This window comes from Bradyrhizobium sp. 930_D9_N1_4, from assembly GCF_052076015.1.
In the GTDB taxonomy this organism is placed as follows: domain Bacteria; phylum Pseudomonadota; class Alphaproteobacteria; order Rhizobiales; family Xanthobacteraceae; genus Bradyrhizobium.
This window is the reverse complement of the sequence record NZ_CP197236.1, coordinates 5,504,897-5,520,359: the sequence shown is the minus strand read 5'-3', so window position 1 is coordinate 5,520,359 and position 15,463 is coordinate 5,504,897. Positions and strand designations below refer to the sequence as shown.

16 protein-coding genes are annotated in these 15,463 nt (G+C 64.0%); 11 read left to right on the top strand and 5 right to left on the bottom strand.

What is annotated here, in order from left to right; all coding sequences use genetic code 11:
• Positions 1-5: 5 nt before the first annotated feature.
• Entirely contained in the window at positions 6-1,187 is a 1,182-nt protein-coding gene (locus AB7532_RS26360) for an ABC transporter substrate-binding protein (protein ID WP_441237610.1), read from the bottom strand.
• A gap of 126 nt (positions 1,188-1,313) precedes the next feature.
• Here AB7532_RS26360 and AB7532_RS26355 point away from each other — a divergent pair, with 126 nt between their 5' ends.
• The gene (locus AB7532_RS26355) at positions 1,314-1,817 is read left to right on the top strand and encodes a DUF3280 domain-containing protein (protein WP_441237609.1); all 504 of its coding nucleotides are present in this window, start codon (positions 1,314-1,316) and stop codon (positions 1,815-1,817) included.
• A 172-nt stretch (positions 1,818-1,989) separates the two neighbouring features.
• Here AB7532_RS26355 and fghA read toward each other — a convergent pair whose 3' ends face one another.
• Together fghA and AB7532_RS26345 are read right to left on the bottom strand one after the other, a co-directional pair.
• Positions 1,990-2,835, bottom strand: coding sequence for an S-formylglutathione hydrolase (fghA, locus tag AB7532_RS26350; protein WP_441237608.1), 846 nt, complete (start codon positions 2,833-2,835; stop codon positions 1,990-1,992).
• Positions 2,836-2,923: 88 nt separating this feature from the next.
• Complete coding sequence (locus tag AB7532_RS26345; protein ID WP_212489456.1) at positions 2,924-3,544, bottom strand: response regulator; 621 nt, start codon at positions 3,542-3,544, stop codon at positions 2,924-2,926.
• 141 nt (positions 3,545-3,685) lie between these two features.
• Between AB7532_RS26345 and AB7532_RS26340 the strand changes: the two genes are divergently transcribed.
• The 4 genes from AB7532_RS26340 to AB7532_RS26325 all read left to right on the top strand — a co-directional run bounded on the left by AB7532_RS26340 (position 3,686) and on the right by AB7532_RS26325 (position 8,406).
• Positions 3,686-5,038 (top strand): histidine kinase, encoded by a 1,353-nt coding sequence (locus tag AB7532_RS26340; protein WP_441237607.1) that lies wholly within the window; start codon positions 3,686-3,688, stop codon positions 5,036-5,038.
• Between the two features lie 162 nt (positions 5,039-5,200).
• Positions 5,201-7,690 carry a TonB-dependent receptor domain-containing protein gene (locus tag AB7532_RS26335; RefSeq protein WP_441237606.1) on the top strand — a complete coding sequence of 830 codons (2,490 nt, stop codon included), beginning with the start codon at positions 5,201-5,203 and terminating at the stop codon, positions 7,688-7,690.
• A gap of 193 nt (positions 7,691-7,883) precedes the next feature.
• Positions 7,884-8,060, top strand: a complete 177-nt coding sequence (locus AB7532_RS26330; protein ID WP_441237605.1) for a hypothetical protein — start codon at positions 7,884-7,886, stop codon at positions 8,058-8,060.
• 82 nt (positions 8,061-8,142) lie between these two features.
• Positions 8,143-8,406, top strand: coding sequence for a hypothetical protein (locus tag AB7532_RS26325; RefSeq protein ID WP_441237604.1), 264 nt, complete (start codon positions 8,143-8,145; stop codon positions 8,404-8,406).
• An 83-nt stretch (positions 8,407-8,489) separates the two neighbouring features.
• On the opposite strand, the gene AB7532_RS26320 is transcribed toward AB7532_RS26325, so the two are convergent.
• Positions 8,490-9,188, bottom strand: coding sequence for a GntR family transcriptional regulator (locus tag AB7532_RS26320; RefSeq protein WP_441237603.1), 699 nt, complete (start codon positions 9,186-9,188; stop codon positions 8,490-8,492).
• A 132-nt stretch (positions 9,189-9,320) separates the two neighbouring features.
• On the opposite strand from AB7532_RS26320, the gene AB7532_RS26315 reads away from it, so the two are divergent.
• From AB7532_RS26315 to AB7532_RS26295, 5 genes are all read left to right on the top strand, one after another.
• Positions 9,321-10,220, top strand: coding sequence for a VOC family protein (locus AB7532_RS26315; protein WP_441237602.1), 900 nt, complete (start codon positions 9,321-9,323; stop codon positions 10,218-10,220).
• Positions 10,217-11,836 (top strand): bifunctional 3-(3-hydroxy-phenyl)propionate/3-hydroxycinnamic acid hydroxylase, encoded by a 1,620-nt coding sequence (locus tag AB7532_RS26310; RefSeq protein ID WP_441237601.1) that lies wholly within the window; start codon positions 10,217-10,219, stop codon positions 11,834-11,836. The genes AB7532_RS26315 and AB7532_RS26310 overlap by 4 nt, the downstream gene beginning before the upstream one ends.
• Complete coding sequence (locus tag AB7532_RS26305) at positions 11,833-12,678, top strand: fumarylacetoacetate hydrolase family protein (protein WP_441237600.1); 846 nt, start codon at positions 11,833-11,835, stop codon at positions 12,676-12,678. Before AB7532_RS26310 ends, AB7532_RS26305 begins: the two co-directional genes overlap by 4 nt.
• 84 nt (positions 12,679-12,762) lie before the next feature.
• Complete coding sequence (locus tag AB7532_RS26300) at positions 12,763-13,740, top strand: Bug family tripartite tricarboxylate transporter substrate binding protein (RefSeq protein ID WP_441237599.1); 978 nt, start codon at positions 12,763-12,765, stop codon at positions 13,738-13,740.
• 47 nt (positions 13,741-13,787) lie between these two features.
• Positions 13,788-14,150 carry a hypothetical protein gene (locus AB7532_RS26295; protein ID WP_441237598.1) on the top strand — a complete coding sequence of 121 codons (363 nt, stop codon included), beginning with the start codon at positions 13,788-13,790 and terminating at the stop codon, positions 14,148-14,150.
• 301 nt (positions 14,151-14,451) lie between these two features.
• On the opposite strand, the gene AB7532_RS26290 is transcribed toward AB7532_RS26295, so the two are convergent.
• A complete protein-coding gene (locus AB7532_RS26290) occupies positions 14,452-14,703 on the bottom strand; it encodes a hypothetical protein (RefSeq protein WP_441237597.1) in 252 nt (83 codons plus the stop codon).
• 237 nt (positions 14,704-14,940) lie between these two features.
• Between AB7532_RS26290 and AB7532_RS26285 the strand changes: the two genes are divergently transcribed.
• Positions 14,941-15,348 (top strand): hypothetical protein, encoded by a 408-nt coding sequence (locus AB7532_RS26285; protein WP_441237596.1) that lies wholly within the window; start codon positions 14,941-14,943, stop codon positions 15,346-15,348.
• The last annotated feature ends 115 nt before the right edge of the window (positions 15,349-15,463 follow it).

Genomic DNA, 15,463 nt, shown 5'->3' with positions numbered 1-15,463 from the left:
CATCCTCATTTCAGCTTGCATTTGCTCTCCGGGCGATCGTAGCCGAGCGTGTCGAGCTCGGAGACCTGGTGCAGGAAGCCTTCCTGCGGGGACACCGAGACCACCATGCGGCCATCGACCAGCAGGATCGGCTGGCGGAGCTGGAGATTCCAGTCGCGCAGGGTCAGCTTCGTGCCCTTGAAGGCGGCGACCGAGAAGTCCGGGCCCTTGATGAAGTCCGTGACCTTCCTGGCGTCGCCGGAATTGGTGCGTGAGGTCGCTTCGCCGATCATGCGCACGGCCGTCCAGGCCTGCATGTCGAGCGCGCTCATGCGCCGCGAATTCAGTTTGACGAAGCGGTTCTGCATCTGGATCGCGCCCCACTGGTCCTGCGATGCGTCCCAGCTGCGCGGCACAAGACCGGCCGAGCCGGCGACGGGGCGGGGATCCCAGGTGCGATAGGGCAAATAAGCGCCGAACACTTCGCTCTCGTCGGCGGCGACCAGCACGTCGTAAGCCGGCGCGCCTTGCGTGAACACCGGCATCTGGCGCTGGATCAGCGTCACGCCGCTATCGGTGCGTCGTGCGCCGCCTTTGTCCTCGAAGGTCTTCTCCTGCACGATCTTGGCGCCGAACCGCGCGGCGGTACGCCGGAGCGCGTCGGCGAACAGCCTGTCCTCGTCATGCGAGCCGACCACGAGCAGCCAGCGCTTCCACTGCTTCCACACCAGGTATTGGCCGAGCGCGTCCGCCAGCATCGCGCGCGTCGGGGCGGTGTGGATGACATTGGCGCGGCAATCGGCCTCGCGCAGCCGCTCGTCGATCGCACCGGCATTGAACAGCAACGTGCCGCGGTCGCGCAGGGCGTCCGAGACCTTCAGCAGGGCCTCGGCCTGCAGGTCGGCGACGATGAAGCCGTTCTTCTCGGCAAGCGCGGTCGCGGCCTGAACCACGTCCTCGCCTTCCCGAATGCGACGTTCCTCCAGCGTAAAGCGCTGGTTGAGGAATTTTCCGGTGGTGTTGTTGTCCTCGATGGCGAGGCGCGCACCCGCAACGCCGTCATTCTCCGCGGGCTGCTCGACCAGCGACAGCGTCGATCTGGTGCCGGCGATGCCGAGATAGCCGACGCCGATCTGGGTCGGGTCGGCCGCGAGCGCTTGGGCCGCAACCAGACTCGAGCCGATCAGGCCGAGCAACCATCGGATCATGTTTCCTCCAGGCGTTCTCCCTGGCTTGACCGCCGGTGGAGAATTGTCTCTGCTGAAGCATGACGAATTTGTCAGGGCATGCAACCCCGCATTTCGTCCCCGCGCGCGAGGCCAGGAATCACGATCATGCGAGCACTGATATGTTTCGCAGCTTTGCTGTTGACCGGTTCGACCGCATTCGCTGATCCGCCGAAACTCGCGGTGTTCGATTTCGAGCTGCTCGACACCAGCCTGCCCGGCGAGTTCTACGGCTCCGAGCCGGAAGAGGCGCGGCTGCTTCTCATCAGTGAACAGCTCCGCAAGGAACTGACTGACTCAGGCAGGTTCCAGGTGCTCGACATCGCGCCGATCAGGGAAGCCGCCCGTCATGCCAACCTGCAGGCGTGCGGCGACTGTGATCTCAAGCTTGCGGGAGAATTGGGCGCCGAGCTGGAGATCACCGGCATGGTGCAGAAGGTCTCGAACCTGATCATCAACCTCAACATCTATCTGCGCGACGTGAAGACCGGCACCATGATCGCCGCCGCCAGCGCCGACATGCGCGGCAACACGGATGAATCCTGGTCGCGCACGATGAGTTACCTGATCCGCAACAGGTTGCTGGCGCCGAATTACGGCAAGCGGGAGTAGGGTATTCTCTCAGTGCGTCGGGAGCCGTAGGGTGGGCAAAGGCGCAATGCGCCGTGCCCACGATCAATCAGCGATTTGAGAGAGATCGTGGGCACGCTTCGCTTTGCCCACCCTACGATACAGCGGTTGTGGAGAGATGCCCCTCATCACAACGGGAGAAGGGAAGACGGCGTCACCCCTTCAATCGCTCCGCGTGCCAGTGCAGGTGATCGCCCATGAAGGTCGAGATGAAATAATAGCTGTGGTCGTAGCCTGCCTGCCGCCGCAGCGTCAGCGGGATGTTGGCCCTGGTGCAGGCGGCTTCCAGCAGCTCCGGCTTGAGCTGCTCCTTCAGGAAATTGTCAGCTTCGCCGACGTCGACCAGGAAGCCGGAATACTTCGCGCCGTCCTCGATCAGCGCCACGGTGTCATGGTTGCGCCATGCATCCTTGTTCGGCCCGAGATAGCCGGTCAGCGCCTTGATGCCCCACGGCACTTGCGACGGCGCCACGATCGGGGCAAAGGCGCTTGCCGCGCGATAGCGGTGCGGGTTGCGCAACGCGACCGTCAGTGCGCCGTGGCCGCCCATGGAATGGCCCATCACCGATTGCCGCTTGGCATCGACGGGAAAATTTCCCGCCACAATCTTCGGCAGCTCGTCGGTGACATAGCTCCACATGCGATAGTTTCGCGCGAACGGGTCTTGCGTCGCATCGACATAGAAGCCGGCGCCGAGGCCGAAATCATAGGCATTGTTGGCATCACCAGGCACGTCGGCGCCGCGCGGTGAGGTGTCGGGTGCGACGAAGATCAGGCCGAGTTCGGCGCAGGCTTTGCGGAATTCGCCCTTCTCGGTGACGTTGGCGTGCGTGCAGGTGAGGCCGGAGAGATACCAGACCACGGGCAAGTTTGCGCCGGCGGCATGCGGAGGAACATAGACCGAGAACGTCATGTCGGTTCCGGTCGCCTGGCTGGCGTGGCGGTACACGCCCTGGACGCCGCCATAGGATGTATTGGTCGAGACAGTCTGAATCGTCATGCCCTAAGCTCCAGTGGCATCGCACCACATCTATACTGCAACGCTTGTGTGACCGAATTTGTGCCGGCGCGCAAAGCCTGACGCAAGGTCAGGCGACGCCGCTGTCGATTGCCAGCCGCACCAGCTCGACCGAGGTCTTCACGCCCAGTTTCTGTCGCATGATCGAGGAGGTGTTGGCGACCGTCTTGTAGGACGATTGTACCAGCCAGGCGATCTCGGACAGGCTCTTCCCGGCGCTGAGCAGCCGCAGGATTTCCATTTCTCGCGCGTTCAGCTTCGACAGCGGGCTTTGCGCCAGCGTCGGTCCTGCGAAAGCGATGCTGCGCGCGATCGCGGTCGGAAGGTACGTGCCGCCGCCGCCGACTGCGCGAATCGCCTCGACGAGGTCGTCGGGGTCGCCGGTCTTGGAGACGTAACCCTTGGCGCCGCACTCGATCGCGCGCGCGGCGAACGCGGGGTCGTCGTTCATGCTGAACATGATGATACGGGCTTCCGGCGCACGCTCGAGGATACGGCGCGCGAGCTCGAAACCGGAGACGGTCGGCAGGTTGATGTCGATGATCGAGAGGTCGGGCCGCTCGACAATGAAGACGCATTCGCCGTCCTCGGCGTCAGCGGCCTCCAGAATTTCGATCTCGCCCTCGTCGGCCAGCACGGCACGGCAGCCGGAGGCGACAATAGGATGATCGTCGACGATCAGAATGCGCATAGGCGTTCCCTGTGACAGCGTCTTGGCCTGTTTCGCGCCCGGCCGGGATTGCTGTACGCTTTCGATTAGATATCGGGCGCTTCGTCCCTGTCAACGTCGTCGGGCAGGTGCGGGCGAACCTTCGGGGCATCGGCGGTACCAATGTGGCAAAATCTCTCCCTGCGCGCGCGCATCAACCTCCTGCTCGCGTTGCTGCTGGCCCTGGGGCTCGCGGTCAATATCGGCCGGCAGGTCGCGGAAGCAGGTCCCCGGGTGCAGGCCGAGGACCAGAGCGTGATCCGGCTCGCGCGCGAGTTCATCGAGATGATCGTGGCGGATCTGAACGAGGCCCCGGATCCGGATGCGAAGTTGAACCAGATCGCGCGCGATCTCAGCCGTCTGCGCCATGTCAGCATCGCGCTTCAGGACGCCGGCGGGAACTCGCTGACGCCGCCTCGCGCCGGTGCCGACGATGACGCACGCGGGCCGCCGGCCTGGTTCGTCAGCCTGGTTCATCCCGAGCAGACCGCGGTCAGCGTCCCCGTCTCGGTGCATGGCAAGCCGGGCTCGCTGGTGATCACCGCCCATCCCGATGACGAGATCGCGGAGATCTGGGATGCCATCGTGACCCAGCTCGAGGTCGGCTCGGTGATCGCGCTCGCGCTGTTCCTGGTGATGATGACGGTGGTCGGCCGGGCGCTGGCGCCGCTCCAGTCATTGGCGGAGGTGATGGCCGAACTGGAAGACGGGCACTATCAGGCGCGCGTGGCGCCGGGCGGGGCGCCTGAGCTCGCGGCGATCTGCACCAAGCTCAACCATCTCGCAGCGACGCTCGGCGAAGCGGTCGAGGACAAGCGGCGCCTTGCCGAGCGGGCGGTCTCGCTCCAGGACGTCGAGCGCAAGGAGATCGCGCGCGAGCTGCACGACGAGTTCGGGCCGTATCTGTTCTCGCTGCGCGCGCATGCGAGTGCGCTCGCGAAGCAGGCGGACGGGCGCGCGCCGAGCGCGGAGGCCGTGCGAAAACACGGCAGCGCCATGATGGAGCAGATCAACGCACTCCAGCAGTTCAATCGCCGCGTGCTGGAGCGGCTGCGGCCCGTGGGCCTTGCCGAGTTCGGCCTGCGCCAGGCGCTGGAATCGCTGTCGCGGCTGTGGCGGGAGTCGCACCCCGATGTCGCGATCGAGACCATGATTTCGCCGGTACTCGGCCCGACCGGGGAGACCGCCGATCTCACGATCTACCGCATCGTGCAGGAGGCGCTCACCAACGTGTTCCGCCACGCCGGCGCGACCTCGATCAATGTCGTCATCGAACCCGTGGAGCAGGCGAGCGGCCGCGGCTGCGCCCGGGTGCGGGTCAGCGACAATGGCCGCGGCATGGAGCCGGGCCAGAAGCTCGGCTTCGGCCTCGTCGGCATGCGCGAGCGCATTCTGGCGCTGGGCGGCACGCTCAACGTCGTCTCGGGCGATGGCGGGCTGACCGTGGAGGCGCTGGTTCCGACGGCAGCCGCCTGATCGCGCCCGAGAAGATCGGGAAAAATTCCCGATTTGGTCGGGAAAACCGGTGTGGATGTTGCCCGATCTTTTGTGGCTGGCGGGAACGTGACCGCTGATTACACTCATCTCAACCAAACGGCGAAAATCAAAACAGCCGATGGCACGGATGGGAAGGCAGGGATGGGCAAGCGTTTTCAGGTCAGGCGTTTTCGGTTCAAGCGTCGTTCGTTGATGGCATCGGTGTCGACCGGGCTGATGTCGGGATTGGTGTTCGCAGGCCCTGCCGGGGCCGCGCAGGACGAGCAGACCAACGTCCAGAACCTGCCGGCCGTCGAGATCTCGGCGCCGCCGCCGCCCGCCGTGAGGCGCAGTGCGCCGGCGCGGCCGGTCGCGCGCATCGGGGCACCGGCCTCCGCCGCGCCGAAGACACGGCTCTACGTCTACCCGACCTCGCCGGGCACCGGCCGGGGTCTCGATGTCGACAAGGTCCCGTCGGCGATCAACGCCGTCGATGCCAGCCAGATCAAGCGCACCAACTCGCTCAACATCACCGATGCGCTGCGCGACAACATTCCCGGCGTCAACATCAGCGAGGTCACGGGTAATCCGTTTCAGCCTGATGTCGAATTCCGCGGCTTCGTCGCCTCGCCGGTGGTGGGCACGCCGCAAGGTCTTGCCGTGTACCAGAACGGTGTTCGCATCAATGAGGCTTTCTCGGACGCCGTCAACTGGGACCTGATCCCGACCGCCGCGATCCGGTCGGTGACGCTCGTCACCAACAATCCCGCCTTCGGCCTCAATGCGCTGGGCGGTGCGCTCAACATGCAAATGAAGGACGGCTTTACTTATCAGGGCGCCGAGATTGACGTGATGGGCGGCTCGTTCGGGCGCATCCAGGGCTCCGCGCAATGGGGCAAGACCGTCGACAAGAATTTTGGCGTCTACGGCGCGCTCGAAGGCGTGCGTGACAACGGCTTCCGCAATTTCTCCCAATCGACCGTGCGGCGCTTCTACGGCGATGTCGGCTACAAGGCCGGCGACAGCGAATTCCACGCCAACATGGGCGTCGCGAAAAACGACTTTGGCGCCAGCGCCACCGTTCCGGCCGAGCTGCTCGACAAATATTGGGGCGCGACCTACACCACGCCGCAGACCACGAGCAACCGCGTCGGTTATCTCAACCTGACCGGCAAGGCCGATGTGACGCCGACCTGGACGCTCGAGGGCACCGCCCGGGTCAGAAGGTACGAGCAGAAGATCGTCGACGGCAATCCGACCGACGCGCAGGAGTGCGGCGCGGATCCGACGTTGCTATGCTTTGGCGACGACACCACGCCCGCGAACGGCGTGAACGGTCTTCAGCTTGCCAATCCCTTTGCACCGGGAACGATTCTCGGCGAGATCGACCGCAGCTCGATCCGCTCGACCACCTTCGGCGTGTCGGGGCAAGCCACCAACACCGACCAGCTGTTCGGACACGACAACCGCTTCGTGATAGGCGCGACCTACGATGCCAGTGTCACGCGCTACAACGCCACCGCCGAGATCGGCTCGATGGGAGAAAACTACGTCGTCAGCGGCAGCGGCGTTTTCCTGGGGCCGACAGGTCTGCCGGACCCTGTTGCCGGTCCAGTCTCGCTGCGAACCGTCAACCAGTACAACGGCCTGTACGCGATGGACACGTTCAACGTCACGGATGCCTTCGCCATCACCGGCGGCGGCCGCTTCAACGTGGCGCGCATCACGCTGGAGGACCAACTCGGGACCGATCTCAACGGCGATCACACCTTCATGCGCTTCAATCCCGTGATCGGCGGCACCTACAGGATCAATCCGGAGCTGACGGCCTATGCCGGCTATTCCGCGGCCAACCGCGTGCCGACGCCGCTCGAGCTCGGCTGCGCCGATCCAATGCGGCCCTGTCTCATCGCGGCGTTTCTCGTCTCTGACCCGCCGCTGAAGCAGGTCGTGTCCAAGACCATCGAGGCAGGCTTCCGCGGGACCAAGGAGCTGAACATCGGTACGCTCGGCTGGAAGGTCGGTGGCTTCCGCGCGACAAATTATGACGACATCGTTGCCGTTCCCGCGGTCGGACGCACCGGTTTCGGCTACTTCACCAATGTCGGCCGTACCCGGCGTCAGGGACTCGAGGCCGAGGTCAACATCAAATCGCCCACGCTTCAGTTCCAGGCGAGCTATTCGTTCGTCGACGCACGCTATCTCGATCCGTTCGAGCTCGGCTCCGAGAGCCCGTTTGCCGATCCCGTTACCGAGACCATCCAGGTGCTGCGCGGCAACCAGCTTCCCGCAATCCCGCGCCACCGCGTCAAGGTCGGCGTCGACTATGCGGTCACCGACGTCTGGAAAGTCGGCGGCAACGCGATCTTCGTGTCCAGCCAGTACTTCGTCGGCGATGAGAACAACCAGTATTCGAAGCTGCCGTCCTACACTGTGTTCAATCTCCACACGTCCTACCAGGTGACGAAAAACTTCCAGCTCTACGGCCGCGTCGACAACGTCTTCGACAAGCGCTACGCGACCTATGGCACGTTCTTCGATCGCGAGGCCCTGCCCAACTTCACCAATGGCGGCGCCGAGTTCAACGACCCGCGCTCGCTCAGCCCGGCACGGCCGCGCGCGTTCTACGCAGGCATGCGCATGACGTTCTGATCGGATGCGGCAGGGCCCTTGGCGCGCGAGGCGCGAAGAAGGTTTCAATTTCCATTCGACTTTGCGGGATTTGCATGCCTGGCTGATCAGGCCTGACCCAACGCGACAATGGCCGCTGCCCTTTGGGACAATGTTCCGTCGCGATCGGACGTGCCTAAACTGCTCTCTTGGCATCGCAGCAGGGGAGGCGGCCATGGGACCCCTCGAAGCATTCATTCACTACGAAAATCTGATCCTGTTCAAGAAGCAGCTCGCGGCACCTGAAACCTCGGACGAGCGGCGGCAATTGTTGCTGAGGCTGCTGGCGGAAGAAGAAGCCAAGGGTCGCCTCGACGTTCATTCTGATTGCCGTTCACCCCACATCGAATGACGTCACGGGAGCGGCCGCGGCATCGGCGTGCCCTGACTGTGCGGGCCAAATCACTACTGTTGCATCACCCTGGAATCGTCCGATGTGGGTCCTGATGTATGTCTTTTCCTATTCGGTCAGTCCCGCCGCGACCAGCGACAAGGCGGAATGGCGGCTGCTTCCGACCGTGGTGTTTCAGGAATTTTCGAGCGAAGACCGATGCAAGTCGGCCAAGATGGCGCTCGAAGGCAGCCTCAAGCATGCCGGGGACAAATTGAGAAGCGGGTTGGAGGATCTGAAGAGCGTTGGCAAGGCCGATCCGGTTCAGCTGATCATTGCCTATAACGTGGAATGCCTTCCGAAATAGAAGCGCGCCGTCGTCGCTGAGGCGTTCTGAGCCTCAATCGCGTCGGCGTGCGGCGGTAGAAATCTCGGCGGCTCGCCACGCGGCTACGCCAGCACGCCGTCGAGGTCGGAATAGATGACGTCGGCGGTGCGCTGATAGTGCTGCTGAAGCAGACGCACGGCCTGATCGGGGTCCCTGGCAAGAACCGCCTGGAGGATGTCACTATGCTCGGCGCCGACCTTGCGCGCCGGATAGGCCTTCGCGATCGACATCATGCGATAGCGATAGAGCCGGTCGGCGAGCTGCTCGCAGAAGCCGAGCAGGGGCCGTGAACCGCACAGCTCGACCAGCGTCGCGTGGAACGCGCGATGCACCTTCTCCCAATCCGGATTGTCCTCGAACCTGTCGGGCTTGAGCGAGCGCGGCGTGCGATCGAGCCGGTGATGCGCCACCAGCAAGGCCTCTTCCCAGGCCTGGGTCGCATTCTGCATGGACTCGCGCAGCGCCAGGCCTTCGACCCAGCACCTCGTCTTGGTCAGCTCCTGGAGCTCCTCCTTGCTGACCTCCTTCACATAGAAGCCGCGCTGCTCCATGCCGACGACGAACTCCTCGGCCGTCAGACGGTTGAGCGCCTCGCGCAGCGGGGTCTGCCCGACATTGTACTGCTCCATCAGGAAGCGCGATTGCAGCTTGCGTCCGGGCGCGAGCCGCGTGGTCAGGATATCGGCCTTGAGGCGCGCGTAGATCGTGGTCGCCAGCGTCGCCGCTTGGTCCACTTTCTGGCTTGGCAGGTCAGGGCTCATGGGCATCCAATGGAATCGCGACGCTTGTGTACATTAGCAGGCTCTGGGCACCTTATTTATAAATTTTTGCTTTACTCATAATTTTGTACATATTAATGAGTTGGCGTTCGCGTGTCCTGACAAGGAAGTCCCATGTCCGACTTTCCGGTAACGGCCCTGCGCAGCGTCGAGATCGCGACGCCGCACCTCGCCGGTTCGGTCGAGTTCTACACAAAAGTCTGGGGCCTCGACGTCGCGGCAGAAGCCGGCGGCACGGTGTACCTCGCTGCAACGGGCAGTGACTTCCACGTGCTCGAACTTACGCTGGGTGAGGCGACCTCGCTCCGCAAGGTCAGTTTCCGCGTTCGCTCCCAGGAGAATCTGCACCGCCTGTTCGCGCGTGCGCAGCAAGCCGGCTGTGAGGTGATCAGCCCGCCTGCGTCATCCCCTGCGCCGTCGGGCGGCGAACATTTCATCGTTTGCGAACCGCAGGGATGCGCCATCGAGTTCGTCCATGGCGATCGGACCAAGCCGCCGCGCGTGGTCGCGGACCGGCCCGAGCGGCTGGCGCACGTCAACATCAACAGCGCCGACATCGAGAAGCTTTCGACGTTCTATCGGGAGACCTTGGGATTCCGGCTGTCGGACCGGTCGAAGCTGATGGCGTTCCTGTGCTGCAACAGTGATCACCATGCGATCGTGCTTGCGGAAGCCGCTCGCAACGGACTCAATCACGTTGCTTTCCTGATGCCCGATCTGGAGTCCGTCATGCGCGGCTCCGGTCGCATGCTGGACCACGGTTATCCGATCGGCTGGGGCGTCGGCCGTCATGGGCCGGGCGATAACGTCTTCGCCTATTTCGTCGACCCTGCGGGGGCCGTCATCGAATACACCGCCGAAGTCCTGCAGATCGACGACAGCTACGTCGCGAAAGGTCCGGGCGATTGGGTCTGGCCGCCGGGACGAACGGATCAATGGGGCATCGCCCCGCCCAAATCCGACGCCTGCAAGTCGGCGCAGCTCGCCATTCCCTTCGCGACGGCGCGCGCATGACGACAGCTGGCGCCACGGACTATGACGTGCTCGTCGTCGGCTTCGGCCCGACCGGCGCAATTGCCGCGGGCCAGCTCGGCCGCCTCGGTCACCGCACGCTGGTCATCGACCGGCTTACAGATGTCTACGACAAGCCGCGCGCGATCGCGCTCGACCACGAGATCTTTCGCCATTTCGACAATATGGGCCTCGCCGAAGCGGTCTCGCCCTATATCGAGCCCTTCACCGCATCGGAGCATTTCGGCGTCGACGGCCAGTTGATACGGCGCATCGACATGGTCGCGAAACCCTATCCGCTCGGCTACACCCCGAGCATGGTGTTCAGCCAGCCCGAGGTCGAGGCCGAGCTGCGCCGTCACGCGACCGGTTTTTCGAATGTGCGGGCCGAGCTCGGCGTCGAGCTGCTCGATCTCGTGCAAAATTCCGATCGCGTCGAGGCACGTCTGAAAGACAGCGACGGACTGTGTCGTTCCGTAACCGCGCGCTATGTGGTCGGCTGCGATGGCGCTTCGAGCACGGTGCGGCAGATCGCGGGCCTTGGCCTCGAGGATCTCATCTTCGACGAGCCCTGGCTGGTCGTCGACCTGCGCGTCAACGAAAGCGCGCTTGGCCGCCTGCCGCAATGCTCCGCGCAATTCTGCAATCCGGCGCGGCCCGTCAGCTTCCTGATCGGCCCGAACAACCATCGCCGCTGGGAGATCATGCTACTGCCGGGCGAAGATGCGCGGCAGATGGAGCAGCCGGGCAACGTCTGGAAGCTGCTTGCGCCGTGGATCACGCCGCAGGACGGGGCGCTGTGGCGGGCAGCCTCCTATCGCTTCCACGCCCTCGTTGCCGCTGAGTGGCGCAACGGCAGGATCCTGATTGCCGGCGACGCTGCGCATCAGCAGCCTCCCTTCATCGGCCAGGGCATGTGCCAGGGCCTGCGCGATGCCACCAACCTCGTCTGGAAGCTGGATCGCGTGCTCAGGGGCGTGTCCTCCGACAGCCTGCTCGACAGCTATACGGTTGAACGCAAGCAGCACGTCATCGAGCTGACCGGCAAGATCAAGGCGATCGGCCAATCGATCTGCGAGCGCGATCCGGCGGCAGCCCGGCGGCGTGATGCGCAAATCCTGGCAGACGGTGGCGGCAAGCCGCTGCTCATGACCCGGCAGGAAATCATCCCGCCGCTTCGCGCGGGATTTCTGGCGCAGCACGAGACGCCGGCGCGGGGAAGCCTGTTTCCTCAGCCGCGCATCGCGAGCGGCGGCACGGTTCGCTTGCTTGACGAGGTGACCGGACCCGGCTGGCGAGGGTTCATCGACGGCCGCAGCCATGATGCCGCCGCCTTGCTTGCGCTCTGCGCCACGAGCCCGGACATATCGGCCGCGGCGGTCGCGCCGTGCGGCGCGACTGCGCCGAACATGCTCGAAGAGACCGAGGGGGTGCTGGCGAGCTGGTTCGACCGGCACGGTGCCGTCGCAGCAATCGTCCGGCCCGACCATTACGTCTTCGGCACCGCGCGCAATGCCACCGAGCTCGACGATCTCCTGCGCGAGATGGACATGCGTCTTCGCGACGTCCCGGCCGCGAACGATAAAATTCCCGATCTGAAAATGGAGAGAACGCTGTGAAACTGGCTACTGTAGCGATCGACGGACGTACAACCTGGGGCATCGTCGAAGGCGAGAAGTTTTTTGACGTCGGCGCTGTGCTGGCGTCGCGCTATGCCGATCTCAAGGCCGCTATTGGCTCCGGCCTGGCTGGCGTTGCGGATGCAGGATCAAAGGCCGCTGCCGTTCCAACCTCGAAGGTCAGTTGGCTGCCCGTCATTCCGAACCCCGACAAGATCATCTGCGTGGGGCTGAACTACGAAACCCACCGCAAGGAGACCGGCCGCGCCGAAGTCGAGCACCCCACCATCTTCTCGCGCTATGCCAACAGCCAGACCGGACATCTGCGCCCGATCCTGCGGCCGCGCGTCTCGACCCATCTCGATTTCGAGGGTGAGCTTGCGGTCATCATCGGCAAGGCCGGCCGCTACATCTCGCGCGCGGACGCCATGGATCATGTCGTCGGCTATTCCTGCTACAATGACGGCAGCGTCCGCGACTTCCAGCGTCACACGCATCAGTTCACGCCGGGCAAGAATTTTCCGGACACCGGCGCATTCGGCCCCTGGATGATGACGCCGGACGAACTCGGTCCGCTGGACGAGCTCAAGCTGGAGACCCGCCTCAACGGGCAGGTCATGCAGGAGGCGAAGATCAAGCAGATGATCTTCGATATCCCGCGCCAGATCGAATATTGCTCGACGTTCACCCGGCTCGAGCCCGGCGACGTCATCGTCAGCGGAACGCCGGGGGGCGTCGGTGCGCGGCGCGAGCCGCCGCTCTGGATGAAGCCCGGTGATGTCGTCGAGATCGAGGTCGAGCGCCTCGGCGTGCTCAGGAACGTCATCGAAGACGAAGCCTGATCGAGCGGCCGCAGCCGGCGACGGCTGCGGCCTCCGAACGACCATAACAAGCCCGCAAAGCGGGATCTTCCAGGGAGGAACATCATGTCCGGACTATCCCGTCGTCTGCTGCTCGCCGGCGCCGCGTTGTGTCTGTCGTTTCCGGCCTTCGCGCAGTCGTGGCCGCAGCGGCCGGTGACCGTCGTCGTCCCGCAGCCGGCAGGCAACAGCCCGGACGTGATGTGTCGCCTCATCACCGAGAAGCTCTCCCGGGTCCTCGGTCAGCAGTTCGTCGTCGAGAATCGTCCCGGCGCTGCCAACCTCGTCGGCACGCAATCGGTCGCCGGTGCGGCTCCGGATGGCTACACGTTGCTGTTCGCCACGTCGGCGGCGCTCGTCACCAACCCCTTCACGTTCAGGAAGCTCCCCTATGATCCCGTCAAGGACTTCGTGCCGATCGCGATGGTGGCCAAGAGCAACCACGTCCTTCTCGTCAATCCCGAGGTGAAGGCCAACTCGCTGCCGGAATTGATCAAGCTCGAAAGATCGTCCCCCGGTTCGTTGAGCCTGGCCGTCGACGGCGCGCGCAACCTCTCGGGCCTGATCGCTCAAGCCATCAACAAGAGCGCCGGGACCGGCTTCGTCCTCATCCCCTACAACACGACCACGAATGCGGTGCAGGATGCGATCGCGGGACGTATTCAGGTGACAATCCAGTCCGCTTCCATCGCCGAGGCCTTCATCAAGGCAGGTACGCTTCGACCGGTCGCCGTGGCCGGAGCCAAACGGATCGAGTCCCTGCCGGACGTTCCCGCGATCGCGGAGACGTTGCAAAGCGTCGATCTCCAGGGCTGGTTCATGTTCATGGCGCCGGTCGGCACGCCCGCCGACATCGTCGACAAACTGAGCAAGGAGCTTGCACGCGCGCTGGAATCGTCCGACGTGCGCGAGCGGGCGCCGACCCTCGGTTTCGACGTCGGCGTCGGCGATGCGGTGACGCCTGCGGGCGCCAAGCGGTTCCTCGACGACCAGCTCGTCTCGTCCGGCAAGATCATTCAGGGGCTTGGCATCGAACCTGAATAGCGCGACCTTTAAGATGCCGGGCTTGCAAAAAATATCCCGCCTCCGGCATGATGGTCCCGGAGGCTCGCTTCGCTGTGTCACTGAAGAACCCGGACGCAGTCGCTTCGATCGTTGCGGCACTTCGACACATTTACGGTGACGAAGTCGCGCGCCTCATGCTGGTCGAGGGCATGAGCCTCGCCAATTTGATCGAGGCGATGTTTTCTTCAGCCATGGCCCACCGCGAGGCGGTTCGCGCGATCACCGATGGATTGGACGATTTCGTCATCTCGCCGGACCTGGGTCTGATGTGGCACCTCCGATACATCTACGGAGATCAGCCCGGTTCCCTGCATGTCGTGGACATCGAGATCGCCACCCCGGACGGGACGCTGGCGAGCAAGGACGTCTGGCTTCGTCTGGCCTCCTGAAGGGGAAGGCTATCGCATATGAGCTTGGCGAGGCCTGAGCGCGCGCCTCGTCCTTCGAGACGACCGCTCCGCGGTCTCCTCAGGATGAGGCTGAGCGGCAGCTTTGCCTGTCGAAATAGTCGCCACGCACTCCGTCCTCATCCTGAGGGCCCGCTGAAGGCGGGCGTCTCGAAGGATGGCTGCGGGCGAGCTTCCCGCAGCGGTTCATCATATGCGATAGCCTTATTCCTGAAGGGGAGGGGACCACCTACAAAAACAGCAACGGTCCAGACCATTTACGCACTGAAGGGTCGAAAATCCCTCAGGGCGTCAGGGTATTGCGTCGATATCTGATGCGGCGGAATCGAGCCCCTCCGCCTTTCCGTCTCGCGCCGATGTCGATCTCCTGAGCCTGCCGGTCGATGCGCCCCGCTTCCCACAGACGATCGAGCGACCTTGCGATCTCCAGCGTTTCTCCACCGGAAAGACGCTGGATCTGGGCGGCCGTCTGCCATTCATTCTCCATCAGCTTCGCCAGCTTTTCGTCGAGTCGTCCGTTGCGCTCCCTGTCCATGTCCTCAGCTTTGACGCCGCCAGTACCATTCATCGCGGGTGGGAGAAACGTCGTGGAGCCCCGGCAGTTTCAATGCGGCATCAATCTTGGTGAGGAGAGCCTGGATGGCGCGGCCTTCAGCTCCAGGCGAGGGAGCCGGCTCTGGCGGTCCGGATTGGCACGGGTTGCACAATTAACGGTTTCTTAGCGCTGATCATGCGGATGATCTGCGCGGGGCTACCAGGGAAGACTGCTCCCATGCTGAAGGACGGCACCTACGCTGCGTGGTACAAGACGCCGCTCGACCAGGGCACCGGCATCGTCCATGTTGCAGACGGCGAGATCTGGGGCCGCGACAGCCTGATGACGTATCACGGCTCCTGTCAGGTCGATGGTGATCGCTTCACAGCGACCGTGTTGACGAAGCGTCACACCGATGGACGCGTCACGGTGTTCGGCGTCCCCGACGAGCTCACGCTGCACATCGAGGGGATGTGCGCCGGCAAGATCGCGACCTACACGGCGACGGCCGCACAGGCGCCGGGCGTTGTCCTTCAGGGGACGCTTATCCTGACGGAACAGTCGCCGCCTGCACCTGAACGAACCGCACAGATCCCGACGTTCAATCCCGACAAGCTTCCAAAGCTGCCGAAGCGCTCGCGCTGATCGCGGGAGCCGCATTCCGCGCGCGCTCGGCCTCGAAAGCGCGCGAGCCGCGTCAAATCGCGCAACCCAATTCGTGCCAATAAAGAAGAATGACGGCCTTCTGACTGATAGCTTC